Origin of the sequence: Rhodococcus sp. AW25M09 (assembly GCF_000333955.1) — a bacterium.
GTDB lineage: Bacteria > Actinomycetota > Actinomycetes > Mycobacteriales > Mycobacteriaceae > Rhodococcoides.
Genome location: NZ_CAPS01000002.1, coordinates 1 through 24,386, shown reverse-complemented (window position 1 = coordinate 24,386; position 24,386 = coordinate 1). Strand labels below are relative to the sequence as shown.

General features: G+C 60.8%; 19 protein-coding genes. 3 read left to right on the top strand and 16 right to left on the bottom strand.

Annotation, left to right across the window (positions count from 1 at the left end):
* Positions 1-39: 39 nt before the first annotated feature.
* The 8 genes from RHODMAR_RS28805 to RHODMAR_RS00075 form a co-directional block, all read right to left on the bottom strand.
* Positions 40-1,239, bottom strand: coding sequence for a DUF2510 domain-containing protein (locus RHODMAR_RS28805; protein WP_008709938.1), 1,200 nt, complete (start codon positions 1,237-1,239; stop codon positions 40-42).
* A gap of 581 nt (positions 1,240-1,820) precedes the next feature.
* Positions 1,821-2,876: a GmrSD restriction endonuclease domain-containing protein gene (locus RHODMAR_RS00110; RefSeq protein ID WP_008709934.1), complete on the bottom strand. Its 1,056-nt coding sequence runs from the start codon at positions 2,874-2,876 to the stop codon at positions 1,821-1,823.
* A gap of 581 nt (positions 2,877-3,457) precedes the next feature.
* Positions 3,458-4,003 (bottom strand): DUF732 domain-containing protein, encoded by a 546-nt coding sequence (locus RHODMAR_RS00105; RefSeq protein ID WP_157225913.1) that lies wholly within the window; start codon positions 4,001-4,003, stop codon positions 3,458-3,460.
* 733 nt (positions 4,004-4,736) lie between these two features.
* The gene (locus tag RHODMAR_RS00100) at positions 4,737-6,992 is read right to left on the bottom strand and encodes a KAP family P-loop NTPase fold protein (protein ID WP_008709930.1); all 2,256 of its coding nucleotides are present in this window, start codon (positions 6,990-6,992) and stop codon (positions 4,737-4,739) included.
* A 663-nt stretch (positions 6,993-7,655) separates the two neighbouring features.
* Positions 7,656-8,039: a hypothetical protein gene (locus tag RHODMAR_RS00095; RefSeq protein ID WP_008709928.1), complete on the bottom strand. Its 384-nt coding sequence runs from the start codon at positions 8,037-8,039 to the stop codon at positions 7,656-7,658.
* Positions 8,036-8,500, bottom strand: coding sequence for a hypothetical protein (locus RHODMAR_RS00090; protein ID WP_230558418.1), 465 nt, complete (start codon positions 8,498-8,500; stop codon positions 8,036-8,038). Before RHODMAR_RS00090 ends, RHODMAR_RS00095 begins: the two co-directional genes overlap by 4 nt.
* 94 nt (positions 8,501-8,594) lie before the next feature.
* Complete coding sequence (locus RHODMAR_RS00085) at positions 8,595-10,322, bottom strand: alpha/beta hydrolase (protein WP_008709924.1); 1,728 nt, start codon at positions 10,320-10,322, stop codon at positions 8,595-8,597.
* 696 nt (positions 10,323-11,018) lie between these two features.
* On the bottom strand, positions 11,019-11,843 hold the full coding sequence (locus RHODMAR_RS00075; RefSeq protein WP_042937331.1) for a hypothetical protein: 825 nt from the start codon (positions 11,841-11,843) through the stop codon (positions 11,019-11,021).
* A gap of 348 nt (positions 11,844-12,191) precedes the next feature.
* Here RHODMAR_RS00075 and RHODMAR_RS00070 point away from each other — a divergent pair, with 348 nt between their 5' ends.
* Entirely contained in the window at positions 12,192-13,142 is a 951-nt protein-coding gene (locus tag RHODMAR_RS00070) for a GIY-YIG nuclease family protein (protein WP_008709918.1), read from the top strand.
* A 105-nt stretch (positions 13,143-13,247) separates the two neighbouring features.
* On the opposite strand, the gene RHODMAR_RS28025 is transcribed toward RHODMAR_RS00070, so the two are convergent.
* Complete coding sequence (locus RHODMAR_RS28025) at positions 13,248-13,418, bottom strand: hypothetical protein (protein ID WP_157225912.1); 171 nt, start codon at positions 13,416-13,418, stop codon at positions 13,248-13,250.
* 101 nt (positions 13,419-13,519) lie between these two features.
* Between RHODMAR_RS28025 and RHODMAR_RS00065 the strand changes: the two genes are divergently transcribed.
* Complete coding sequence (locus RHODMAR_RS00065) at positions 13,520-14,716, top strand: TRAFAC clade GTPase domain-containing protein (RefSeq protein ID WP_042937329.1); 1,197 nt, start codon at positions 13,520-13,522, stop codon at positions 14,714-14,716.
* Positions 14,717-15,240: 524 nt separating this feature from the next.
* Here RHODMAR_RS00065 and RHODMAR_RS00055 read toward each other — a convergent pair.
* Positions 15,241-15,597: an arginyl-tRNA synthetase gene (locus RHODMAR_RS00055; RefSeq protein ID WP_008709913.1), complete on the bottom strand. Its 357-nt coding sequence runs from the start codon at positions 15,595-15,597 to the stop codon at positions 15,241-15,243.
* A gap of 173 nt (positions 15,598-15,770) precedes the next feature.
* On the opposite strand from RHODMAR_RS00055, the gene RHODMAR_RS00050 reads away from it, so the two are divergent.
* Positions 15,771-16,802 carry a DUF3644 domain-containing protein gene (locus RHODMAR_RS00050; RefSeq protein ID WP_008709911.1) on the top strand — a complete coding sequence of 344 codons (1,032 nt, stop codon included), beginning with the start codon at positions 15,771-15,773 and terminating at the stop codon, positions 16,800-16,802.
* A gap of 121 nt (positions 16,803-16,923) precedes the next feature.
* Here RHODMAR_RS00050 and RHODMAR_RS00045 read toward each other — a convergent pair whose 3' ends face one another.
* The 6 genes from RHODMAR_RS00045 to RHODMAR_RS00020 form a co-directional block, all read right to left on the bottom strand.
* Positions 16,924-17,136, bottom strand: a complete 213-nt coding sequence (locus RHODMAR_RS00045) for a helix-turn-helix transcriptional regulator (RefSeq protein ID WP_008709909.1) — start codon at positions 17,134-17,136, stop codon at positions 16,924-16,926.
* Positions 17,133-17,651: a hypothetical protein gene (locus RHODMAR_RS00040; RefSeq protein ID WP_008709907.1), complete on the bottom strand. Its 519-nt coding sequence runs from the start codon at positions 17,649-17,651 to the stop codon at positions 17,133-17,135. The genes RHODMAR_RS00045 and RHODMAR_RS00040 overlap by 4 nt, the downstream gene beginning before the upstream one ends.
* Positions 17,644-21,120: a type I restriction endonuclease subunit R gene (locus tag RHODMAR_RS00035; RefSeq protein WP_008709905.1), complete on the bottom strand. Its 3,477-nt coding sequence runs from the start codon at positions 21,118-21,120 to the stop codon at positions 17,644-17,646. The genes RHODMAR_RS00040 and RHODMAR_RS00035 overlap by 8 nt, the downstream gene beginning before the upstream one ends.
* Positions 21,120-21,785: a restriction endonuclease subunit S gene (locus RHODMAR_RS00030; protein WP_232433526.1), complete on the bottom strand. Its 666-nt coding sequence runs from the start codon at positions 21,783-21,785 to the stop codon at positions 21,120-21,122. Before RHODMAR_RS00030 ends, RHODMAR_RS00035 begins: the two co-directional genes overlap by 1 nt.
* Before the next feature lie 233 nt (positions 21,786-22,018).
* The gene (gene istB, locus RHODMAR_RS00025) at positions 22,019-22,861 is read right to left on the bottom strand and encodes an IS21-like element helper ATPase IstB (protein ID WP_008709901.1); all 843 of its coding nucleotides are present in this window, start codon (positions 22,859-22,861) and stop codon (positions 22,019-22,021) included.
* Entirely contained in the window at positions 22,858-24,249 is a 1,392-nt protein-coding gene (locus RHODMAR_RS00020; protein ID WP_008709898.1) for a Mu transposase domain-containing protein, read from the bottom strand. The genes istB and RHODMAR_RS00020 overlap by 4 nt, the downstream gene beginning before the upstream one ends.
* Between the last annotated feature and the right edge of the window lie 137 nt (positions 24,250-24,386).

The window sequence follows — 24,386 nt, the reverse complement described above, 5'->3', positions numbered from 1 at the left end:
CTAGATCCGATGTCCCAGCGGTGTCTGGGTTGCCGACGGCTACTGCCGCGTGGGTTTGTGCGCACACTGAGCATCAGCATCCGGTTGGGATCTTTCTCGACGGACGGCCTGTAGGTCCACGAGCCGATCAGACACGGTCAGGCCGCAGGCCTCGGCGCGAGACAACTCGTCGTCGAGCTTGATTCGGTTGTAGTGATCACGATCGATGACGGGTAGGCCGTCGCGGTTGCCGATGTAGTTGCCGTGAGCGAACAGCGCATCCTTGTCGGCCGGGGACAGCGTGGACCACATCTCGTGCGACTGCGCCGGGTCCGACGGCAACGAAGTCAGTGTGAGGGCGGCGCGGTCGATCGTGGTGAGGATGACAGTTCTAGCGTTTCTCCTGCTCGGGAAAGAAGCACCGGAGTGAGCAGGAGACGCGTCGGGCAGATGTAAGAGCGACGCTGGATCCGAAAATTCGAGTTCGAGCTGGTCATGTCTGTCGAGCAGAGTGTATTCGTTGCGCGCTGTGACCGTCACCGGAGTCAGTATCGGTCCTTGCTGGGCGACCACGTCGTCGCGTGAGCGGATCCCGCCGTCCTGCAGCTCGACGATTTCACCGGCGATATAGAGGGTGTCGCCGTCGTCGTACGCCGCGGGCGATCCCAGCTCGTACCCGCTCGGCTCGAGTGATGCGTTGAGGGCCGAGAGGACGTCGCCTGGGACGTCGAGACAGCCGGCCGCCGGCGTCGCCTCAGCTGTCGTCGGAGCGGGCGCACCGGTGTGCGCGGCGCGATCGAGGGGACCACAGCCGGTACGGGTGGTTGTCGTCGCGGTCAGCAAGTCCGACGAAGTCGCCGAAGCCGGATCAGGCTCGCCATTGCCCTCGTCCGAGCCAAATATCGATCCGAAGCCGACTGCGAGAATCAGAACGGCCGCGATTGCCAGCACGATCTTGAGTCCTCGGTTGCCGCCACCCTGACTTGCAGGCTGTCCCGGGGTGGGTTGCCGTGTCGGGCGGGGCGTGCCGGGTGCGGAGTGTTGGGTCCACTGGCCGCCGTCCCAGTGTCGTTGTCCACCGGCGTTGGACTGGTCGGGGTCGGTGTACCAGCCGGGTTCGGTGTTGTCATCGGTGAAGTGTCCCAGGTCGACGACACCGAACTCACCGTGTTGACCTGAGTGCTGATCGCAGCCGACGTCGTCGAATCCGGTGCTGAATTTCGGTTGTCCGGTCCGGATGTGGCGGCGTCGGCGCGCCACAAGCCTCAGCGCAATCTTCGGCGATCGGCGATGACACCCGAAGGAGGAATCGACTATTCGGTGGACCCGTGAGCCGACCCAACGTGGCGGTCGAGTCCAGCGGCGATTGCCTGGACTGTGACGGCCTGGCATCAGGTTTATGGAGCCTGTTTACCCACCCACCGCGTTGAATTGGGATGCTCTTTGTCGCCCAATACTGTGCCCGGCCACGACCCTTCGGGAACACCGTTGACGCGCCCACTGTCGTACCTGTCGGGGTCGTTGCGCTGTTTCGTCAACTCGCCGGTCGACGGGGCCATCAATCCCAGCGTCTTCCTCGCACCGCCAAGAGTCTCCGCCATTAGGCAAGGGAATCGTCCGACCCTGGGCACTGTGTGCCGAACAGCAGCAAGCTCCTCGACATCATCGGCCGCGATGTCCGGAATCGAATCGCGTTCACAATAGTGCTGGGAAGTACGCCACAACGCGATCATGACGTCATCGTACGACCTTTGACTGTGGCCCACGAGAGTCCCGGAGCACCCTCGAGATGGCAATCTCTGGCGCGCTCAACAGCTTTGACCCAATGCACACCGTCGGCGCTATTCGCAGCCGACGCCGTCGCCGTCACCGTCGAACCTGGTGCTGAATCCGGGTTCTCCGGTCCGGATGGGAGCGGCTCCAGCTGCACGAACCTCGTTGCAATTCTTGTAGACCACATCCGACGGAGCCGGGTTCGGTGCGGGAGCTGGCTTCGGAGCTGGTGCTGCCGACGCCGGTACAGGTGACGGTGCCGCGGTCTCGACAGCAGCGGTTGCGCCGCAGTCTCTGAGGACTCGAACGATGGCATCGTGCTCGGGCGGGGTGACCCACAGCCCGTAGGCCGCTTTGACCGCGACCTGCCGAGCGACGTAGGTGCATCGGTAGGCCTTGTTGCTGGGCAGCCACGTTGCGGCGTCGCCGTCGCTTTTCTGTTGGTTGGCGGGGCCGTCGACGGCCTGCAGATTGCGCGGGTCGTTGGCGAAGTTCGCCCTGGTGGCCTGGTCGAGTTGCTGCGCACCCGTCTGCCAGGCGTTGCTGAGCGCCACGATGTGGTCGATCTGGACGTCGCTCGAGGTGTCGGAACCACGGACGAAGCTGATGGAGGCGGCGGTGTAGACATCGGCCAGGGTGCCGGACTGCACCGTGCACCCGTTGGAACCCGGCTTGAGGGTGATGTCGATGAGGTCGCGACGTAGAAGATCGTTCCTAGTGTCGCAGCCGTTGCGGCCACCGTCGACGTCGACGTCGTCGGTCCAGGCTTGGCCAAACATGTCTCGGTCGTACCCGGTTTTCGGGGCGCGTCCCTTGATCGGCAGGGTGGCCAGCATGCGCAGCGCCGCAGTGACGGTGTCCGTGTTATCTAGTGTCGGCCCGGGTGTCGTCGGGTCGGAACTCGCGGCTGCCGGCGGCGCGTAGCTGCTGGTGGAGACGATCGAGGTGCCGGTCGTTGTTGCGGAGGTCACCACTGCGGCCTGCGCAGCGCTGTCCGTGGTCCCCGTCTGATCGACGCAACCGACGATCAGCAAGACGGACAGCACTGCGCCGGTAACCCACGGCAACTTCCGTCGGCCCTTCGGTACGTGCGGTGCGGTCGGCGGATATTCGAGATCGGACACAGCGGTACTCTCCTATGGGTAAAACGTGGACGCGCGAGGTCCATCGACAACGTATCGGGCACAACTGGCGGCTGGCTACTTGCGCAAAATCCGCGCCGCGCTTCAGCTGATGGCGTAGCCGAGCTACTGGGCGGCGGTGGAAGTGTCACCGACTCCGTCTGCCAATACCCAATTAGCGGCCTGATCACGTGGGCGGCTTGCTCAATCGCTTTGGCGGTGGCCAGATAAGTAGTCCGGCCGAAAAGCGACCGATTTCCGGGGCACTTGCGGCATATACGGCGACTTCAGCTGGTGGCCGCGATCTGGCGTGTGTTCGGATCGCGTGGTCCGGGGTCTTGAAAGCGGTATCGATAGTGCTGTTGTTACGGAAACGCCGTCCGGGGCTGGGTCGCGCGAGAACATTGCCGATAGCTACGTGCCCCGCATCCTCATTACGTCTTTGACTTTACTGAGGTGGGATTCTCGCTGGGTGTGAGCACCACGCTCGTCAGCCTGTACGCGTCACGGCCAGAGCCCTGGCGGTCAATTGAACAAGGAACTCTGAATCGTCAGGGTGTGGAGCCGTCCGGGGCGATCTAACGCTAATTCTGAACGTACGAATTGTATTCGGGGCAGTATGCGGTGACCGCGATTCCAACGAAGTCGTTTGCGTCCGCCCGCGTGTAGCCACCGGTCTGCTGGGCGATTTCCGATGCCGCGACGATTGCGCCGCCGGGATCAGGCGAATCGCCAATAACACGGCACGTCGTTTTCGCAGTCGACACCGCCTGGGAGAAGGACGAGAAGCTTATGTCGTAATCGATGAGTGTCTGCACGAATGCACCATCCAAAGACGATCCAGATCCTGACGAAGCACGAGGGACCGCGGTCGACGGTGCTGTGTAAGTGGGAGCCGTAGGTGCAGGCCGCCGAGCCGACGATTCGGCCGCCGCTGCGGCATAATCCGCCATGTTCTTCGCGATTTCGGAAGAGCTGGCAGCCAACTCGGACGAACTCGGGTGGTCATCGAAGATAGGTTTGATCGATTGCCAGTTCGAGCCGACGATCAAGACTACCGCGATGGTCACGAGAAATAGCCCACCCAGGACCATTTCACGCTTGAGAGAGTCGTTCGTTGCCTTGCTCAAAATTCTCCGTCCGAGAGGATGCCGACCCGACCTGTTTGATCGACTTCCGGCTGCACATCGTTACCTTGGCGGAAGCGGAGTGCAGTCGTTCCCCGAGGTCGATCTCGCGGCATCGCCAGTCGCGTGACCCCTCGCCCGACCGCGTCGGCTGCTCAAACGCTCATCAGGGCAGATCGCGGTCTTATTCCCTGTGGCCGACTGCGCATCTGCACTGGGTAGGTGAGCCATCGATCCTCGCGCGTCGCGGCGCTGAACAGTCGTCGATCGCACACCGAAGTCCACCTCCGTTACTTCGCTGCGTTGTCACTCCCGATGAACGCGTGGTTGCTAACGAGAATTCTGTTTCCCGCAGCGTCTACGCGAAAAGGCCACCTCAGCACGCACATCTCATACGAGAACACTCGGTAGCTTCGATCTTTCGACGCGCTGAGTGCTGCCTGCCGATTCAAGCCTGTGGGTCCGAGGCTGGGTTTCGTCTTCTACATGGCGACGTCGGTGTTTGAAGGGGTACGCGTGCCGGGGCCTCTCGTTTGTGGTCGAAGGCAAATGACGGCGCTCATGAGAAGTGCCCACAGCGGCCGGGTGCTGTTTCAGATACTGGTGGGGGGACACGTTCAACACGCTGTCAAGAAGGCCGTGTGCGACGGGAGCGTCCACATATCGAAACATCCTTGGATCAAGGTTCGTGGCTTGATGGGGCTAAATCTCGGCCCGGGCACCGCGTGCCTTTGTGTTAGCTCTCAGCGCGGTCGACGAGTTGACGCAAAGCGAGCGTGGCGTACACCGTTCGGTTCTCAAGCGATGTGTCATCCGGTCGCAAGTCGGCTTGTGTGACGATGGGGAGCTCATCAGTCTTCCAGAGGTCGCGTGGAATGAGCTTCGCGAAATCATTGGACTCGAAGCGGTGGTGTACGACCTTGAGGTTGCCGTCGCTGTCGATTCGTTCGGACATGGAGACGAATCGCGCGCCCAGACTGGCGAGGGACACGGAGACGTCGCCATTGTGTAGTAGCGCTTGCGCCTGCTCGCTGAGCTGTTGCCACAGATCGTCGTCTAGGTAGTGGATGAAGCTGAGAATTGAGTGCGTTCCGCGTTGGTCTCTCGGGATGGCAGTCGTCAAATCCGTCATGCATCTTTCGAGCACCTGCTGGCGGATCTCTGACGTCGCGGCTAGCACCTTGGCTTGGTTGATGCCCAAAAGTTCGATCGGCCGCGCGAGTACATCGGCAGTGGTGGACAGGCCGAATTCGTTGCGGTAGCCGCTAATCAGGTCTCGTGCCGCGTCAGGCTCTGCTCTCGACATTGCGTGTCCTGTCAGTGCGTACAGAACCTCGGACCACCTGCTGAACACGAGATCAGCACCATCCGTGGGGATCTCTCGCGTAAGCAGATGGGCGGCACTGAAACACATCTGTGGACTGGCGTCAGCGATGACATCGAGTTGTTGCATGATCTTGCCGCGAACCAGCCGTCTGCGCTCTTGGATCGGCAAGGCTTCTCGAATGATAGAGGTCGAGGACCAGTCACCGGTATCGGTCAGGCGCTCGAAGTCGGTGCGAACGTCGCTGTCGCGGATGTCTTGTGCCGGTAGGCCGAAAGCGAAATAGCGGGCGAAGTAGTTGGCGTCGCGAATCTGACAGTGCGCGTGCCGTGTGGGTGTGTAGGAACCTTTGGGCCGGGGAAGCGCGTCAGGGAAGAGGCTGACCAGCAGGACGTACACGCTCTTGTTCTCGAAGTCGTCTTTTGTATCTGTGTACCTAGCGACCTCAGCCTGCTTCTCCTCGGCAGTGACCTCCTTCTTTCCAATCGTCGGTGTTCCCGAACCGAGCAGTTCTGTCCGCCAACGGGGGATCTGCTTGTATAACGCGGGATAGTGAAGTCGAATGAACGTAATGACGGTCGCGTCGAAGAAGTCCAGCTCGCTGTTGCCACCGACCAGGGTCAGCATGATGTCGACCTGAGTGCAGAGTCGATAGATGCTGCGGAGCGTAAGCAGCTCGGTCGGTAGCACTCCCAACAGAAGGTCGGGGATGCTCTCGCGGTTCATATTGTCTTCGTCTTCGTCTTCGTCTTCGTCGGTGAGGGTGACGCTGTTCGTAGCAGGAATGACGCTATGCGCCTTGATGATCGCGTTGAGGTGCTCACGAAATTCTGTTGCCAGATGCACCTGCTGGATGGGTGGTAACGCGAAGGGATACTGGATGATTTTTTCGAGATACCTTCTAGCCCGGGATCTGTTGTTCGAGGCCAGGTCGGTCTTTTCCAGCACGTCGAGCACAGTTTCTTCGTCGTACGAGAGTAGGTAGTGGACTCGGTCGAATCGCCCCAGGAGCCGGACAGACTTCATGACCGACAAAAGCTCGTCGGCATGCAACCGGTCGATGTCATCAACGATGACAAGGACGTTCTTTCCTGCTGCTTGGATAGCGTCGGAGACTGCCCTGAAGCGTTCGGAAAATGGGTTCGGCTCAATGGCGGCGGTGAAGTCGCCTACCTTCTCCGCAAACGCATCCTTCCCAGCCAGTAATGCGTCCTGAACGCCTCCCTCGCCGATCCACTTCTCGATTGCCGATGTTCCAACGGCTTTGATGATTGCGCTGCCCACCGGTGCAGCGGCCGCCAATGCTCGCCTCACACGTTTGCCTTCGGTACTGGTGGGCATCGCCCCTGCGATGACCTGGTAGAACTCCTCGACCAGAGTCAAACTGTCACCGGCCGACCATGGTGTGAAAGCGACGACGGACCAACTGTCCGCATTTTCTGTGGTGATCACCTCGGTGATCATGTTGAGGACCGAAGTTTTGCCAGTTCCCCATGGGCCAGCAAGCCCGAAGACGACACTCGACCCGGTCCCAGCTTGTTGAATTCGTTGCGCAACGCGTCGAGCGTACTGCTTGCGATCGAGACGGTCATGGACCATCAGCTTGATCTCAGTATCGAGATTGATCTTCACTTCACCGGGACCGGCCGACGACTCGGGTGCGTTCATCACCCGATGATCGCAGACCCGAATATCGAGCTTCTGCCGCAACAGGCAACCCCGGCGTGATGAACCACAAGGATGGAACGCCAGGGCCTGCTTGATGGTTTTCCGTCGTCAGAGTGGTGGTGGGTCGTGTGAACAGCGCGGAGTGTGCCTTCGCAGTAGAGCACGCTCGATGATCGCTGGTTCGGCACGATGTGCCTACCGCCGGTCGCTGTGGACGGCCGATGGACCGTCTGAGAGGTCCTCGCGCGATTTGGACTTGGCCGCCGATTGCGGAGATGAGTCCGGTATTGATCCGGCGTGATTGAGCGGGCGTTGTTCGGCAGATAACGATCTGCGATCGTTCCGGGTCCCTTCGCGTCATAGCTCGCCGAGGTTGTACACGTGATGCAAAACTTGATGAGTCGGCGAGTGCGACGCTCTGACCGAGGCTTCTCGGCTCTCGCTGGGACGAACAGCACCCGATGAGCGCCGTCAAAGCTCCCTCGTCAGTTCTGGCCGGATGTCCACTACGGCGAAGGGACGCCGCCCGCGCTACACACGAAATCACCGTCACCGACGAAGAGCTTTGAGGATTGCACGTCTTACGAGAACCCGTGCACGTACGCTGTACCCGGAAATGATCGGCCCGGGGAGCCGGTGGCATGACACAGTCCGTCGATCTCGTTACCATTTGTCGTAGATGGACTTTCGGTCATCGGCCGGGTTGTTGTCTACATGACGCGTCTGCCGTTCGGTGACTATTCGATCCACAATTCTGGCGACCCGATAGTCCTCGGTCAGTTCCCGCCGGATTTCCGCCGCGGCTGCTTCCACGTCGGCCAATGCTGCGCTGTGGATTAGGACGATCGCGGCGGAGGCTTTACCTGGACTTGCCTGCGAGAACCATTGGGAAACAACCATATCGGTGATGCGGCCGTCGATAGAGACTTCGATCGTCACGTCGCCGTCACTAGATATCGCCCTGCCTCGTAGCTGCACCAGGGATTGGTGAACACGAGCGGCCTTGACCGTGAGCTGTTCGACCTCAGCCTGGGGACGGTAGGTCATCGCTGCTCGATCACCGGAGGAGCAACTGCGCGCGGAGGGGTCTGCCCGGTCTCGATTGCGAAGCACGGCGACACCCCCGTTACGCTCAGATACTCGGGTGTGCCCAGCTCGGCTGCTATTCGATACCCATCCGGTGTCGTTGCTCTCGCCGTCTTACCACCGTCCTTGCTGTCGTCTTCGATCGTCCAGCCCCATTCGCCCCAGCTGGCCACCAGCACTTCGAGGTTGCCTCGATGCGCCCCATCGCTGACCACCCAATAACCGGCACTGAATTGATGCGGCCCGTAGTCGATGGTGTTGTCGTCGTAGCAGGGTCCGAATCCACCCCTGGAAAGATCCGACTGCGGATATGTCGGATTCTCGACGTCGAGCCGTGTCCCGGTCGGCAATACCGAGAGAGAGCGACCCAGCACTTCGACCGTTCGATTCTGGGCTTGCTCTTGCGACAGTGCGCTATCCACGTCATTTGCTCCGTTCTGAGTGCACCCGACTGTGAGAAGGACACCAGTCAGTGCGATCGCGAGGGATGTTCTGGGCTTGACCTGGACGGTTCGATCAGTCATTCGGTGTTCCCGTGTTCGTGATGATCTGTGCCATCGATCGCAGCGACGGTGTGCCTGGCTCGAAGTAGCTGCTGTGCGAGTCGGGGTCGAACCCGACATCACCCAGCACAGGTATGTGGATCGAGTCGTTGCCCGGTGCGCTCTCGAAGACAGTCGCTTCGAACGCATCGCCGGTCGGGTCTGCGCCGTGAGCTACTGCGGGCGCTATTTCCCCGATCCACGTCACCGGGTCGGCCGGGGCAGCGGTAGCGAACACGTGATCGGTCATCCGTTCCGAAGCGACCCCGTCGAGCGCCAGCTCATCGACCCTGTTTACCCCCACCCCGGGACTACCCGCGAACACGACATTGTCGACATCGAGTGAGCCACCGTCGCTCATAGCATGCCCGACGACAGTGCTGCCGTAGCTGTGACCGATGACAGTGTTGTGCGAGGGAGGGCCGTCGTGCGCGGCACGCAACCCGTCCTGAAAACTGTCCAACCGCGGAGCTCCGGCGTCGGCAAATGCTGTCCGCGCGGCGTCGGACAAGCCGGGCGGAGAGTCGTAGCCCATCCACATGATCACCGAGTTTTCGCTTCCCGGTGACAGTTTGTTGGCCTCGTCCAGTAAGTGGTCGGCCCGCGTCATGTCCCCGCCTATCTTCGACAATTCGGTACCTGTCCCCGGAACGTACGTCGCGACGTTGTGAGCGGTGTCCGGGTTGTTCAGCGCAATCACGCCTCGGCCCTGATCGTCGATAGTCATCAGGAATCTGGGAACTCTGTCGTCGCTATCGAGTTGGTTGCGTACTTCGTGAAAACCCGCCACCGCACTGGTCGCCTGCTCGCGTTCGTCGGTCCAGTCCAACCAGTCCTTGTGACGGGCCTGCTGGTTTTCGGTAATTAGCCCATCGCTCGGCGGTAAGTTCTCGCCTCTGGCCCAATCCGGATGACGGGCTTCGATCGCGGCGAGATTGCTTTCCGCTGCTGCCGTGATCGGTACCAGTAAGTCGTCGTTCAAGCGGGTCTTGTCCACGGCCGGCAGTCCGTCCCGGTTGCCGATAGTGGGGTCCCAGGCCGCGAGACCGTCTTTCTCGGCCGGCGTCAAGCCGTCCCAGAACTGAGCGAGCTCGTGGGGACTATCCGGCAGAAATGCGTTGCCGTCGACTATGTTTCGGACGCCGTCGCTGTAGTGGTCCGGCGTACCGGGTGACTCGGAGATCTCTGCGATGGCATCGATCGCGCGCTGCAGCGAGGCAGCACACTGTCGGTCGACGTCGGCTGCGGCGTTCAACAGAGAACGCACTGCGGCCTCGCGGACACGCGCTTGCTCCTCGAAACTGCTCTGCACCAACAGGTCTGCGACGATGTCGCCGGTCGAGCAGATGGGGGCGGTGACCGAACCTGCATCGGCGACGGTGAATCCGCCGGCAACTGCAGCATCGACTGCGGCAAGCGTCGATGTCCGCACCTCGGTCAGTCGACCTGCCGCTGTAACGAATTCGGTTGCTTCACTGTCGACGGCGGTGACGAGGTGGGTCGCGGCCAGCCGATCAGCCAAAGCTCGAGCAGATGCCGCTGTTGCCGCGTCACCTTCCCACTGGCTCAGCCCATCCTTCGTGGCGCGGCCGACGTCGCTGACCAAGTCGTCGAATTCTGCGTTCACCGCTGCAAGATCGGAGGCAAGATCGACGAGTGCAATCGGATTCCAGCCGCGAACCTGGGAGACCGTTACGCTCATCGACGATCGCCGTTCAGACGCTCGAGCTGATCACGAAAAGCTCGGTCGGTGTCTTCGTAACTGTCCGCTGAGGCCAACGATAAAGACGACATGTCTCGAATACGTACCGACACTCCGCGGTAGGCGGCGAGCGTCGGAATCGCAGCTGACCGGGCAACAGCGCCGAACGCCGAATTGGGCATTGCATCGGCCGCAGCCGTAATGGGAGCAACCGGATCCAACGACCCCACCGAAGCAGCGGTAGCTGAGAGAGACCTCCCCAATGCCCGCAGTGCCTCAAGATCGACCTTCAACATCGGAATTCCCCCCGGTAAGTCCCGTCGCGCCCTCCCCGGCGCCGCGTCAGCGTAGCAGTGGGAACGCTCTCGTATGGGGTATCGGTACGGAGCTGCGTAGCCAGCGGCTATCGCTCCGTGACGTGCAAGACGCTCCTGCGGTTGTGGGTCACGGACGTTCCTGATCTCTGCGTGGTCCGAGAGACTTGGCGAAGGCGTGAAGGTCTGTCACCGTCTGCTCGATGTCTGCAAAATGCAGCCTTTGGTCGAGCTCGAGGTAGAACTAGTCTTCCGAATTGAGTTCTCGTTGGCCGTATTAACGAAGCCGCCGGAGATCTTCCACCGGGATCAGTGCCGCCACGGGCCGGTTCTCCAGACTCCCGGTGGGAGTTACATCAGGGCATCGAACTTGGAATCTGATTCAGCCTGTTTCGGTTCCGTATTTTTCGATCAACCTGCGGCATTCGTCGCTGCTGACGTTGAAAACGACGCATTGAAAGTGGCTAGAGTACTCGCCGTAGGACTCGAACTCGTCGCAACCGTTGTAGGCACACGGGCCAGGGCTGTCCTGCTGCTCAGGTGAGCTACCGGGCTGCTGCGGAACCGTTCCGCGGGTGGTGGGCCGAAGGCTTGTCGTTGCCGGGGCTCCGACAGACGGGGTGCCACCTCGGTACTCCACGAACGGCGACTGAGTAAGGATCGAATTACCCGAACTGACCGTCAATTGGGTTGCGCTCACCTGATGTCGCACAGTGGAATTGGTGGCCACATAGTCCCGGCCGACCACTCCCACCTGCTCGATCGTGATGGGACTGGCATCGGCAAGCCAGACGCCTCGGTAGACCAAGCCGGCTTGGCCCGAGCACACCACCACGAGGGAGTCGACCGTTCGGGCCGTCACGACCGCGCTCTCGGGAGCTCCGCAGCGAGCCGACGAGCCCTGCCATCCCGCCGCGTCCATTACGTAGGCAGTCGGCACGGGCTGGAAAGCGGGAGGCGGCGTTGCCGACGGCGATGGCTCGGATGTGAGAGCCGGCGTTGCCGACGGCGCGGGCGTGGTGGCTGATGCGGTCTCGTTGGACTCGTCCGATTTGGTGGCCACCAAGGCGGTGGTGACGCCGACCAGAGCGATGGTCAGGACAACGATGATCGCGACGCCGATCCACATCCACCTCGACATGCCTGCATTTCGGGTCGGAGGCTGATACTGCGTCTGGTCATTGAAGTTCGAGTGATCATCGGACACCGGCAATCCTTGGGGACGGGAATTGAATTACTCAATTATCTAGGTCTCACCCACGACTGTTACGGACGCGATGATCTAAGTCGGTCGACTCTGGTGTGACAGAAACAACCGTTTTGGCACACTGGTCTCAACCTTTCGCAGCCCGAATGACCACTGATGGCCATTGCACGCCACCTAGAGCTCCACACCTCCGGTTGGATCTGTGCTTCGTCCACGACGATCGGCGATCGCCTGCCTTATGCCTCCGCAGTCGGCATGGCACACCGGGTCCTTGGACCGCGTCGCGTACCTTCTGTTGGCATGTCTTTCTGACCGCGATCAGTCCATCCAGAACCTTGAGAGGAACCGATGCGCGAGGGTAAAAGTGTTCGGCTCTTTCTGGCCGAAGGCTCGATGGGCGGTCTGGTCACCGCAGAAATCATGAACTGGACCGGACATCTTCTCGCTGTTCAGCGCTCCGGGCTGCGCGAACTGCTCAAGCGGCCCGAATCCTCCCGTACCGGCGTCTACGTGCTAATTGGAGAAAGCCCCGAGAGCCTGGGCGGCCAGCAGGTGTACGTCGGCGAGGGCGACGACGTCTCCCGTCGTCTGAAAGACCACGAAGGGAAAAAGGACTTTTGGGACCGGGTGGTCGTTCTTACCAGTAAGGACTCAAACCTCACTAAAGCTCATGTTCGCTACCTCGAAGCCCGGTTGATAGCGATGGCCCGCCAGACGAAACGCTCCGAGGTCACCAACGGCAACAGCGGAACAAACAGCGACAACCTTTTGCCCGAGGCCGACCGCTCCGACATGGAGCACTACCTCGCCCAAGCCTCGATCGTGCTTCCCGTTCTACAGGTGAATGTATTCCGCTCCTCTTCCCAGGTGCATCTAGCTAACGCTGACACCTCGACCCTTGAGGACACCGCCCAAACGGTGTTCGTCACCGGCCTCAAAGGCGAGACGTGGGCGCGAGCCCATGAGGTCGACGGCGAGTTCACCGTCCTTGAAGGGTCTCGTGCTAAGCCTTGGTCAGGGACAGCGCACTCCTACGCCGGCCTGCAAAACAAGCTGTTCAATGACGGCACACTGGTACCCACCGCGGACGGAAGCTGGTACACCTTCACACACAATCAGGTGTTCTCGAGTGCAAGCGCGGCATCAGCAGCTGTCCTCGGACGAAACTCTAATGGGAAGCTCGAATGGAAGCTTGAAGCGACGTCCTCGACATACGCGCAATGGCTCGAACAGCGGGCTAAACGGGTAGTCGCCGCTGTTTACGCCGGCGTTGCCAGCGCTGAGGCCGCACCGAGCTGACGACTTCGTTCGCTGTGCCCCCGATCTGCCGGTGTCCGTAAGCCGGTGGCCAAGCGGACAGTCATGATGTATCAGTCCAGACGTCGAACTCCCAGCTTGGGGAATTTACGTTCGACGAGGACCCGCTCCGCCGTCCGGACCGGCCACGGTCCGCAGGTGATGGCCACGGTCCGCAACACCATCGTTGGCGTCCTCCGCTTGGCCGGCCACGACAACGTCACTGCGGCGCTGCGGCATCACAGCCGCAACCCGCACCGGCCGGTTGGCCTGCTTCATGAGGCTTGACGCGCGACTATGCGACTTTTTCTGGCCTCGCCCCGGCCGAAGTACACACGTCCCTACCGATCGCGTCAGACGGCTGGGATAGGTTTCCGGACATGGCGAAGCATCCGAGAATTCGGCAACAGAACATCGCAGTCTTTGGTGAGTCAGGGTCGGGCAAGACCGTGCTGGTGTCATCGTTCTACGGCCGCACCCAGGAGGGCTCCCATAAGAACGACCTATGGGATCTCGTCGCCGACAAGGGTGGGCAAGGAAATCGCCTGTACCAGAACTACCTCGGTATGCGAGACAGCGCAAAGACGCCCATGACAAACCACTTTCTGAACACCACATACGACTTCTCGGTCAAGCTCAAGGCAGGGGAAGGCGATGAGGAAAAGTCCCGTCCATTCGACGAGTTGCGCCTGGCATGGCATGACTACCCGGGTGAGTGGTTCCAGGACGATCCCAGCAGCGAGGAAGAGAACCTGCACCGGATCGACACATTCAGGACTCTGCTCAGTTCGGACGTTGCCCTCCTCCTCGTGGATGGACAGAAACTCCTTGACCACCGCGGCGAGGAAGAGCGATACCTCAAGTCCGTCTTCCACAACTTTCGCCAGGCCTTGGTCCGAGTCAAGGGCCCTCTCCTTAGCGAAGACGGTCCGCTGATCGAGTTCCCTCGAATCTGGATCCTGTCGCTATCCAAGGCCGATCTGTTCCCCGACTGGGACGTAAATACGTTCCGTGATCTGGTCATCCTGAAGGCTGCTGACGATATCGAGCATCTTCGCTCGACAATCGCGGGCATGATCGTCACGCCGGACGCGCTGTCCATCGGCGAGGATTTCATGCTCCTCTCGTCTGCCAAGTTCGCACTCAAGGCGGACAGCGCGGAGCCGGTCGAGATCGACCTGAAACAGCGCATCGGACTAGACCTGATACTCCCCATCGCATCGCTTCTGCCGCTGGAGCGCCGTGTCCTGTGGGAGGAGAGGATGAAGCTCCCGTGGAAGGTGGCTGACACGCTCGCTGACGGGGCGGACGTGATTGCAGCAGCCATGGCTGGTGTCAAGTTCACAGGGTTCGAGAAGCTCCTGCGAAGGGTCACCAAGAACGATGCGCAGGCCGCGTTCGTGGCCAAAGTTCTCCCTGCGGCTTTCGCTGCTGCGATAAAGATTGTCGGCCCGAAACTCAAGGAGATGAACGAGGACGCGCGCGCGAAGCATCTGTACCTGCGGGCAATGCTCACGCAGTTCAAGATTGACCTCGACCAAGCTGTGACCGAGAACGTTTTCAGGAAGCAGAAGTGACTGTGAGAGGTGTGACTCGGTCACACCTCATCTGGGCGACTCGAGGCCGGAACTGGGGTTTTCGATTCTTGCTCGATGCAGGCAAGGGCGATCCGCTTCCATTATACGAGCGTGCATTCGCCGAACTCGGGGACGAACCCGCGGCGTGGCACCGAAGCGGACAAGTGGTCGCAGTGCGATTCCCGGACCCGGGGGGCGACGAGACGCAGCGGGACGAGTCATCCCTCACGAGTTCGTGGTCTTGGGTGACGGGGCTGACGTCGTGAACTCCGTGTACGACGGCGAACAGCACCTGTGGCCACTAGTCGAACAATCCTTCGAACATGTGTGGGACGCCGATACGCCGCCACCCGACGCCGATCTACGCTTCGAATAAGCCGCCTCAGCTGATTTGTAGGAAAGTTCGTCAAGTGGGCATGGTGAAGTGCTGCGGTGGCGGATGCCGTGGCTCATAAGAGTCGAGTTGAACTTAGCGCGGCAGCACTAAGCGGAGCCGCCGTCGCTCCGCGACGTGCAGATGACGCTCATGTTTTGCCCGTCATGGAGATTTCCGATCTCTGCTCGGCCCGAAAAACTTTTCGAAGGTGTGAAAGGTCTGTCACCGTCTGCTCGGTGTCTGCTAAATGCAGCCTTCGGTCGAGCTCGAAGTAGAACGAGTCCTCCGGATCGAGAGCTTGCTGGTCGTACTCGCGCAGCCGTAACAAGTCCTCTATCGGGATCAAGGCCGCCACCGGCCGCCCGTTCTCACCGATAACGATTGGTTCGGATAGCCCCTTGGCGAAGCGGGCAATCATCTGCACAACCAAGCGGGGAGCCTGGTCCAGTGGAACGAGGCCGGCATTGTCTACGTGTTCACCGTCAAGGTTGTTTAAGTCGGGCATGGTGGTCGCTTCCGGTGATGTGTCACTGCTGCGCGCTCGGTCGCGGGTTTGCTGGGCATCTCTCTGCCGGGTCTCGTTGATGGGAAGCGTAGGCCAGGTGGCGTCCGACAATCTTCAGGTCGTTGTTGACAGCCGGACCAGTACGCTGAGGTGCGAATGGAGCGGAGGGTGCCGTGAGCGCGCCGTATGTGTCAATCAAACGCCTGATCGATAACTCGCTTGCCGCCATGCTCGCGGCAGTCGAGGTCTACAACAAGCCGCAGATGACCTATCGTGACGAGGTCACTGTCATGCTGGTGGTAAATGCATGGGAGCTTGCCCTCAAAGCTGTACTGCGACAGCAAAGGCAGTCGATCTTCTACCCGAAAAAGCTCGGTCAGCGGTATTTGTCGGTGTCGATCGACGATGCGCTGGGCCGCGTCAACGCGGGCAACCTTTGGCCGGAAGAGGTAGACGGTGTTGCGACGACCGTGAACATCAAAGCCCTTACAGAATACCGAGATCGTGCGATCCACCTGTACAACGCTCAGGGGCTCGGAGCGGTGATCCACCCGTTCCTGCAGCAGAACGTGCTCAATTACCGTGACTTCGTGTTGGCCAAGTTCAAAAAAGATCTCGCCGATTCGATGACCTGGCAACTGCTGCCGCTTGGTGCGACCGCCCCCGCCGACGCGGTTCAATTCATGAGAGCCGATAAAAGTTCGACGATGGTCGCCGAGGTCGAGGAGTTCATCAAAGAGCTGCGTAACTTGATGGACAACGCCGAGGCAAAAGGGGCCGATATGGGTCGGCTGGCGGTCGTCTATGACATTCACCTGCAATCTCAGAAGAAGATGACGAGCGCTGACCTCGTTGTCGCAGTGTCGTCGACGGCAGACGGGCAAGTCGCCATCCAGAAGACCGATCCAAACCTGACTCATCCTTACAGCGCCACGGAGCTAATAGAGCGCGTGAACAAGAAGCGTTCGGGGCGGAAGTTGAATAGCTACGATCTTCAGACAATCTGTTGGAAAGAGTCGCTGCGCGATAACCAGAAATATGCTTGGAAACACAGCAACGCGACCACCCATGTCTGGTCTGGAGCGGCAGTTTCCCACATCTCCTCAATCACTGACCAGCGTTTTGACAGGTTACGAGATGAGTACCGCGGGTACCAGAAGAAGATGCGGGCGCGGGCCGAACAATCACGGTCGAATAGCGCATAAGGCGTCAGCGGCAAGAACGAGCTTGTTCCGACACGGACACACCCCTGTCGCGGCGTCGACCAGAACCATGTGAGCGTTTCCCGGTTACGCGGGCATGCCGATGGGCAGCGGGATGACGGCCCTACTGCGTCGCCTCGATCTTGATCGCCAGCCCAACCGCCGCAGTCACCTTCGCGAGGGTACCGACCGATGCGTCGTCGCCGCGTTCGATGCGAGCAATTGTCGGCCGAGACACCCCGGCCTCCTCGCCTAGTTTCGTCTGCGACCAGCCTCGCTCACGTCGGGCGGTCCGCACGGCGTCACCTACGGACGCGAGACTCACGGGCTCGGTCATCGCTGTTCCACGGGCTCCACGGGGCGGAACTTCCAGCCTCTGTCCTGCGCCTGCGCGACCATAGTCTTGGCAACCAGCAGACACAGACCTCTGTTGTCGGCTGGAACCTCGTTGAAGTCGATGTGCCCGTGGTAGTTGGAGCGATTGCGGTTCATCGAGTCGTCCCATACCGTAAGCGGCGTTCGGCTTCCCTCCGATGACTTGACCTCTGCAGACTCGACCTCGTCCACGGTCACCGCCAAAACACCGGCTGGAGGCTTGTGGCTTTTCCCCTTCGCTTTGAACCGAGCCTGAATGACGGCTGCTCGATCCGCGTACGCCTGCTCGGGGGTTATTGCGTCACCGCGCGCGATGGACAGACGATTGAGGTCCGTCCTGTCGGCCGTGCTGAGGTCGAACGCCGCCGGATCGACGATACCGGCGGCATTGACCCAGGAGCTATTGACAGTGCGCAGGAGTTCGATGTCACCGACGTCCATCCGCACACGTTTCGGCGCTGTTGCGTCGTCACTCATGGTTACCCTCCTGGACCAACCACGTTGAAAGTCGCTCTCCAAGGTCAGCGTCCTTGGGCACCGTCTCGTCCTGGAACGTTCCCGCTGCCACGTCGGCGGTATGGATGTACAGCGCGCCCGAGGGCTCGACCTCGATCGTCAGTTGATTTCCGGCGTGCGGCCAGTAAAAACGCACACCGCCCTGCTCGGTTGGGAAAACCGATCCCGGGACGTTGCCGAGGTCCGCCATCACGTCTATGACTTGGCTACTTCGACTGATCACCTCTCTGGAGATAATCTCCCCGGCATCACCGTCGACCCAGCCCTCCTCAAGGAAGGCCAGCGCGCCAAGAGCCAAATGGGCCGCTCGCGCATCCTCGGACTGGACGGGGTCTCTTGGCACGCGTGGAGGTCTGCGGTACTGCGTGTGGATGGCGTTTGCGGCAATGTCGGTGATTGCCTGGAGAAAGGCCGGATCAGTCATGTACGACTGAATCTCTTGCGCCTCGCTGACCGTTTTTAGCACCGCCAGACCCACAGCACCGCTGAATCCCTCAGAAGCTTTGAGCTGCGAGACCGTGTTGTTCTTCGCCATCGCCACGGCTTCTTCGTTCGCGTCGAGGAACCCCCAAAAGGTCGTGATGAACCCAGACACACTCTCCGGGCTCACGTCGACACCCTTGGCCTGGAACATTTCGTTCACCTTGTCGATGGCCTCGTCGAGCGGGCCCCGCTGCGGTGTCGCCCCGCCATTGTTTTGCTCCGCATCAAAGGTGGGCAGCTTGATTCCTTCACTGCTGCCTTCGCGCAGCGAGTGGTCCTCACCGATAGCGGCTGGTACGAGTTTCACGCCCGAGAGCTGAACGCCCTCCAAATAGCTGTCGTCGTAGTCCTCGCCGTCAGAGTGAAGATTGCGGGCGAGCAATGTCGCGAGGATTGCACGTCTTGCCAGATCCAAGTCTTCGTAGTCGACGATCTGGCTGAGGAACTGCCAGGCGTTTCGGTAACTGATCACGTCAGCACGGAATTGCTCAAGTTCCTCTCGCTTTGCTTTGTCCTTGCTCAGCACGGCCTGTCGCATCTGACCGTTCCAGCGGTTCTTTATCGGGGCGAGGACCTTGGCGATTGTCTCTCCACCCGAGTCGGCGAGGAAGGCGTCGGCGACGGCACCCATCTCGTCAGGCGTGTACATGTCAGCGGTGTCCAGGCGCTCTCCGAGCGTGTACAGCGCGTTGGGGTCTACATCTCCCTCGACGTAGGCATCGGAGTAGTAGAGCCTGAAGTCCTTCTGGATGCTGGCTGGCGAGTTCCGGAAGTCAACAACCATCGGGGCGGTCTTGCCTGGGTAGGTGCGGTTGAGTCTTGAGAGCGTCTGGACAGTGGCGACACCGGTGAGCTTCTTGTCGACGTACATTGCCATGAGCCGCGGCTCGTCGAACCCCGTCTGGAATTTGTTGGCAACGATCAGCACCCGGCTATCGTCTTCCTCGCGGAACGCACGGGCGACGTCGCTGCGATTGTTGAGCGAGACCTCAGTGACGGACTCGCGGGTATCTTCATCGACGATCGAACCAGAGAAGGCGACCAAGGTCTTCATGTCGGTGAAGCCCTGCTCTGCAAGGTAAGAGTTCATTTTTTTCGACCAACTCAGCGCCTCCATGCGGGAGCTAGTTACAACCATTGCTCTTGCCTCACCGCCGAGCACGTCCATTACATTCCGTCGGAAGTGCTCGATTACAACACGCACTTTTTGCGCTATCGCCGTCGGGTGCAGCCGCGCGAACCGGACAATATTGGTGACCGCCTGCCCGGTGATGACCCGAATCTCGTTTTCCCCTTCGAGTGTGTTCCTCACCCGCAGGAACATGTCATAGGTCGAGTAGTTGGTGAGCACGTCGAGGATGAAGCCCTCCTCGATCGCCTGCGCCATCGTGTACGTGTCGAAGGCCTCCCATCGGCCGTCACGCTCGGTGCCGAAAAGTCGCAGCGTCTTTGCTTTCGGGGTGGCGGTGAGAGCCACAAACGTGATGTTGCTGGATGCGGCTATGGCCGAGTCCTTGGCCAGCAGCAGGTCGTCAGCGCTGATGTCTTCGTGGTCTGAGCCGAGCTCGACGTCGACCAGCAATTCCTTGAGCTTCTTCGCTGCGGAACCCGACTGAGAGGAGTGCGCCTCGTCGGCAACCACCGCCCACCGCCGGCCGCGCAGCTCATTCGTGTCCTCGATCAGCTTCATGACTTCGGGAAAGGTCTGCAGGGTGCAGGTAATGATGTGGTCGCCCTCGACGAGTGCCCTCTTCAGCTGGGGCGACTTCGCCCCGGACTGTTCTCCAACGCTGACGACCAAGCCCTTACTAGACTGGACCAGGTTCATGTCGTGGCGGATGTTCTCATCGAGCACGTTGCGGTCAGTGACGACGATGACTGAGTCGAAAGTCGATTTTGAGTCTTCGGTCATGTGCCGAATCAGCCGGTGACAAAGCCACGCGATCGTCTTCGTCTTTCCAGAGCCAGCCGAGTGCCAGATCAGATAGCGCCCGCCCGTACCGTTCACCGCGATGTCACCAACGACACGCTCGACCGCGCGGAGCTGGTGGAAGCGCGGGAACACCAGCCGCCCGTCCTTCTTGCCAGACTTGCTCGGCTCGAACAACGCGAAATCCTTGAGGACGCGCATGAAGGTCGCGCGGGCGAGGATCTCCCGCCATAGGTAGTTGGTCGACGAGCCGGTACCCGACGGAGGATTGCCTTCGTGACCTTCGTTGCCCTGATTGAAGGGCAAGAACACGGTGTCCTCGCCTTCCAGCTTCGTGGTCATGTACACAAGGTCGTTCGACACGGCGAAGTGCACCAAGGCGCGACCAGGCGCGAGAAGTGCCCGGTTTCTTCCGGGCCGGCGGTCCTCCTTGTACTGGCGGATCGCGTGGTTGACCGACTGCGTGTTGTCGGTCTTTAGCTCCATCGTCACGACGGGAAGACCGTTGACCGTGAGGACCACGTCGATCGTCTCGTTGGTCGCCGTGTCAAAACGCACCTGCCTCAAGATGCGCAGCCGCACCGAGTCGGCGGCCTCTACCACCTCGGTGAGGTTGGGGTTCGCAGGCGGGAACTCCATCATCGGTCCGAACTTCGCTGCTGGGCGACCGACCTGGGCATAGTTGAAGCCCTTGCGCAGTACGCCGAGCAGACCGCCGACAGGATGACCAGTGGTAGAGTCCATCTTCGTCTGCTTGGCAAGCTCTTTAACTATGTGCTGCAACAGCTTTCGCTGGGCTGCGGTCTTCTGTTCGCTTACAAGGTCCGCGGGTATGGCCTTCTCATACTCGTCGGCATGATGGGTTGCGAGCCAGTGCAGTACGTCAGCGGGGACCATCGCCAGGCCGATGTCCCAACCGGTGGTCTTGCCCTCGTTTTCGTACAACCACCCGCGCTCCGATAGCTCTGCGCAGAGGTTGAGCTCGAACTCCGACTCCATGAGCTGTGCATCGCCCATCACGCGACCTCTTTCCCACCGGTGACAACATCGGTGATGAGCGCCGAGCGCCGTTCCAGGAGCAAGGCCTTGAGGTCGGCGACTTTCGTCAGCATGGCGTCGACGTGCGTGGTGGCTTTGTCGAGCCGGTTTGCGATCTGAACCTGCTCGTGAAGAGGTGGGAGCGGCACCGGTGTTGCGTCCAGCACGGTCTTTGTCACCCTCTGAGCGTTAGGACGCACGCCGTTTGCGATGGCGGCGAAGTAGTCGATGTAGCGTGAACTCCGGAATAGGTGGTGAACGTAGCGCGACTCGAACCGGTCTGAGATCCAGAACGCCTTGTAGTCGGGGCTGATGTACCCGGTAAGAGACGACACCCCGAGCCCGCCGTGGTTGAGCCACATCATGTTAGCTGCGAGCTGCCCCGGCCGCACTACCCTGTATTTCGAGACGTCGAGCGAAGCTTGTTGACCTTCGGTACGAGTGTTTAACTCGACACCCCTGTACTCGGAGATCGAGAGGAGGGGCCCGGGCGGGTCCCCGCCGTTGCGTTCCATGCTCTCAGCGAAGTCGTAGCCGAACTTGGTGCGCCGCCAGCGATCCGGGATACCGTCCAGCACGGACTGCGTATGGAGGCTCTGACGACCCTCATGGCGCTTGAGCCCGAACACGAGGTGCGTGGCCACCTGTGAAAGGCGATGCCGCAATTGCCGCGTCAGTTGGTCGAGGCTGGCAATCATCCTGTCTATTTTTCCGGTCTCGTAATCAAGATATGCTGCGATCTCGCGCTGAGTTTGTAGTGCCAGGATGGGTACTTGTAGCCGCCCGAGGGTCGAGCTCGTCATGCTAGGAAGCGCTGACGGCGCTCATCGAAATTCCCCGATCGTGCTCAGTGAAATTCCCTACCTGTGAGCGGTCTTCACTGTAGTGGTCGGCGGGTTCCGGTGGTGGCTTTGCGGAGGTTCTCCGATCGGGCGTTGTGGTCTCGCAGGCGGTAGGAATCACCGTCGAGGTTGAGTACGACGGAGCGGTGTAGGAGTCGGTCGAGCATTGCCGCGGCGACGGTGTTGTCGCCGAGAACTTCACCCCACGAGCCGACGCCACGGTTGGTGGTCATCACGATCGAAGTCTTCATATAGCGTTGCGAGACAACCTGAAACAACGCTGATGCCGCCTCACCCGGCAACGGGAGATAGCCGAGCTCGTCGACCACCAGCAGTGTCGGCCCGGCATAGAACCGCATCGTCGTCGCCCACCTTCCTTCCAGCGCTGCCCGGTGGCAGCGGGCAGCGAGGTCGGCTGCGGTGGTGAAATATGTTCGATACCCGGCATGAGCTGCCGCCCTTGCCAACCCGACCGACAGATGCGTCTTGCCGACCCCGGGAGGGCCGATGAGAAGCACATTCGTCGCTGTTTCGAGGTATCGGCAAGTCGCGAGTTCCTCGATGAGCTTGCGATCGACGCCAGCTGCGGCGTCGTAGTCGAAGTCCTCGAGCGAGGCCGGTGTCGGCAAGCACGCGAACCGCAATCTGCCGGTCAACCGACGCGCTTCGGTGGCCTCGACCTCGATGGAGAGCAACCGGTCCAGCGCAGCGGTCATGGACAGTTCCTCGGCCGCGGCTTGGTCGAGGACCGACGGCAATGCTTCGGCTGCATCGTGGAGTTTGAGGACTGCAAGATGACCGCGGAGGCGTTGGTAGAGACTCGCAGCTTCGGCGGTATTCGGTGCCGGCATCCGGTCGACGGTTTTCTTGTCGGTCATGACAGGGTGTTCCTTCCGTGTGCAGCACGTTCGTAGATCGACAGGTCGTAGACGACCGCACCTTCGGTGCCGGGTTCTGTTGCAGTACTGACGTTTACGGGAGTGCCTCCGGATTCGAGAGGTGTTGTGCCGGTGACGGTTCGGAGTGTGTTCGCTGCAGTGATTGCATCTGAGCCGGGTGGAATCCGTTCTTTGCGGCGGTGCGGTCGGCCGGTGTTCGCACCGGCCATCGCTACCTGTTCGAGGGCGTAGATGTGGCCGTGATCGCGCACCATCGCACCGGTGCCGTCGGCAGCCAAACGATGGCGGGCGATAGTGATGTTCGAGGTAGTGACGATGTCGATGACATCGGTCCCGAGGACCTGAGTGACGGTCACCGCGGCCGAAGCGAGCTCGGGTGGAACCGAGTAGCGGTTGCCTCGATAGGAGACCAACGCTTGGCGAGATACGACGCGTTCGGTAGTCACCATCGCCGGATACGCGGCTGCCGGCATCGGGTGCAGCCCTTCGGCGGTGGCGATCGTCGCCACCGATGCCTTGCCGTCTTTCGTCGGCCGTAGCCTGGTGTCGCCGCGCAGACTGCAGAACCGATCGAGGCTGGCCTGGGCTTGCTCGACGGTCAGGTCATCAACAAGGGTTCTCCACCAGCGTTGTGCTGCAGTGTGATTGGATTTCTCCACTGCACCTTTGCGGTTCCCGCGTCGAGGTGGGCAGATCGCGACGGACACTCCGTAATGTTTGGCGACGCCGGCGAAGCTGGCAGTGACCCGGCCCGACTCCGGATGGCAGACCGTCGCCATTCGATCGAACCGCCATACTCGGCTGACGCCTCCGAGGCCCCGGCAGATCCGGTCGAGTCCGTCAACGACACGTGGTTGGGTCATATTCGGTGCGAGGATTCCGCGCCATTTCCCCGAGCACGCCAGGGTTCCGACGAACAGATGTGCCATCGATCCCCATCCCCACGAGGCAGGTGGGTTGGGCAGATCGACCCAATCCCATTGTGTCTCTTCACCCGGCGGATGCTCGATGACGGCGTTGGGTCTTTCGGTGGCGGTCAGGCAGGCGTGGCAGATCGGCCGTAATCCCAACTCGCGGATCTTGCGGGAGAGCGTTTGGTACGACATCGCGTAGCCGAGGTCTTCGAGTTCGTCGCAGAGCGTGCGCACCCACAAGTGGGGGTCGTCGAGCAGACGTGCGGTGACGTAGGCGAGGAACATCTCGAACGGGTCCGCGATGTTGCGTTTGCGCAGTCCGGGGGTGGTGGTGCCGTTCAGATACGACCGGATCGTTTTCGGGTCTCGGCCGGTGTGTCGGGCGATCGCCGCGGTGCTCCACCCGCGTTTCTTCAGGGCCTGTATTTCCACATCTTCCTCCTGTGTAAGCATGAGGAGCGGGTCTCCTTCGATAGCTGGTGCGTGGTCAGAGACCATCAGCTTCGTGGGAGACCCGCCCTCGTTGGCGGTGCCACACGGGTAGGGAATTTCGATGAGCGAAACTAGGGAATTTCAGCGAGCGCCGTCAA

Bases quoted from the DNA above. Each gene is read 5' to 3' on its own strand.
- RHODMAR_RS00095 (WP_008709928.1), bottom strand. From the start codon at position 8,039: ATGACCTACCGTCCCCAGGCTGAGGTCGAACAGCTCACGGTCAAGGCC.
- RHODMAR_RS00040 (WP_008709907.1), bottom strand. From the start codon at position 17,651: ATGAGTGACGACGCAACAGCGCCGAAACGTGTGCGGATGGACGTCGGT.
- RHODMAR_RS00055 (WP_008709913.1), bottom strand. From the start codon at position 15,597: ATGCCCGACTTAAACAACCTTGACGGTGAACACGTAGACAATGCCGGC.
- RHODMAR_RS00045 (WP_008709909.1), bottom strand. From the start codon at position 17,136: ATGACCGAGCCCGTGAGTCTCGCGTCCGTAGGTGACGCCGTGCGGACC.
- RHODMAR_RS00020 (WP_008709898.1), bottom strand. From the start codon at position 24,249: ATGCTTACACAGGAGGAAGATGTGGAAATACAGGCCCTGAAGAAACGC.
- RHODMAR_RS00035 (WP_008709905.1), bottom strand. From the start codon at position 21,120: ATGGGCGATGCACAGCTCATGGAGTCGGAGTTCGAGCTCAACCTCTGC.
- RHODMAR_RS00085 (WP_008709924.1), bottom strand. From the start codon at position 10,322: ATGAGCGTAACGGTCTCCCAGGTTCGCGGCTGGAATCCGATTGCACTC.
- istB (WP_008709901.1), bottom strand. From the start codon at position 22,861: ATGACCGACAAGAAAACCGTCGACCGGATGCCGGCACCGAATACCGCC.
- RHODMAR_RS00070 (WP_008709918.1), top strand. From the start codon at position 12,192: ATGCGCGAGGGTAAAAGTGTTCGGCTCTTTCTGGCCGAAGGCTCGATG.
- RHODMAR_RS00100 (WP_008709930.1), bottom strand. From the start codon at position 6,992: ATGAACGCACCCGAGTCGTCGGCCGGTCCCGGTGAAGTGAAGATCAAT.
- RHODMAR_RS28025 (WP_157225912.1), bottom strand. From the start codon at position 13,418: ATGAAGCAGGCCAACCGGCCGGTGCGGGTTGCGGCTGTGATGCCGCAG.
- RHODMAR_RS00065 (WP_042937329.1), top strand. From the start codon at position 13,520: ATGGCGAAGCATCCGAGAATTCGGCAACAGAACATCGCAGTCTTTGGT.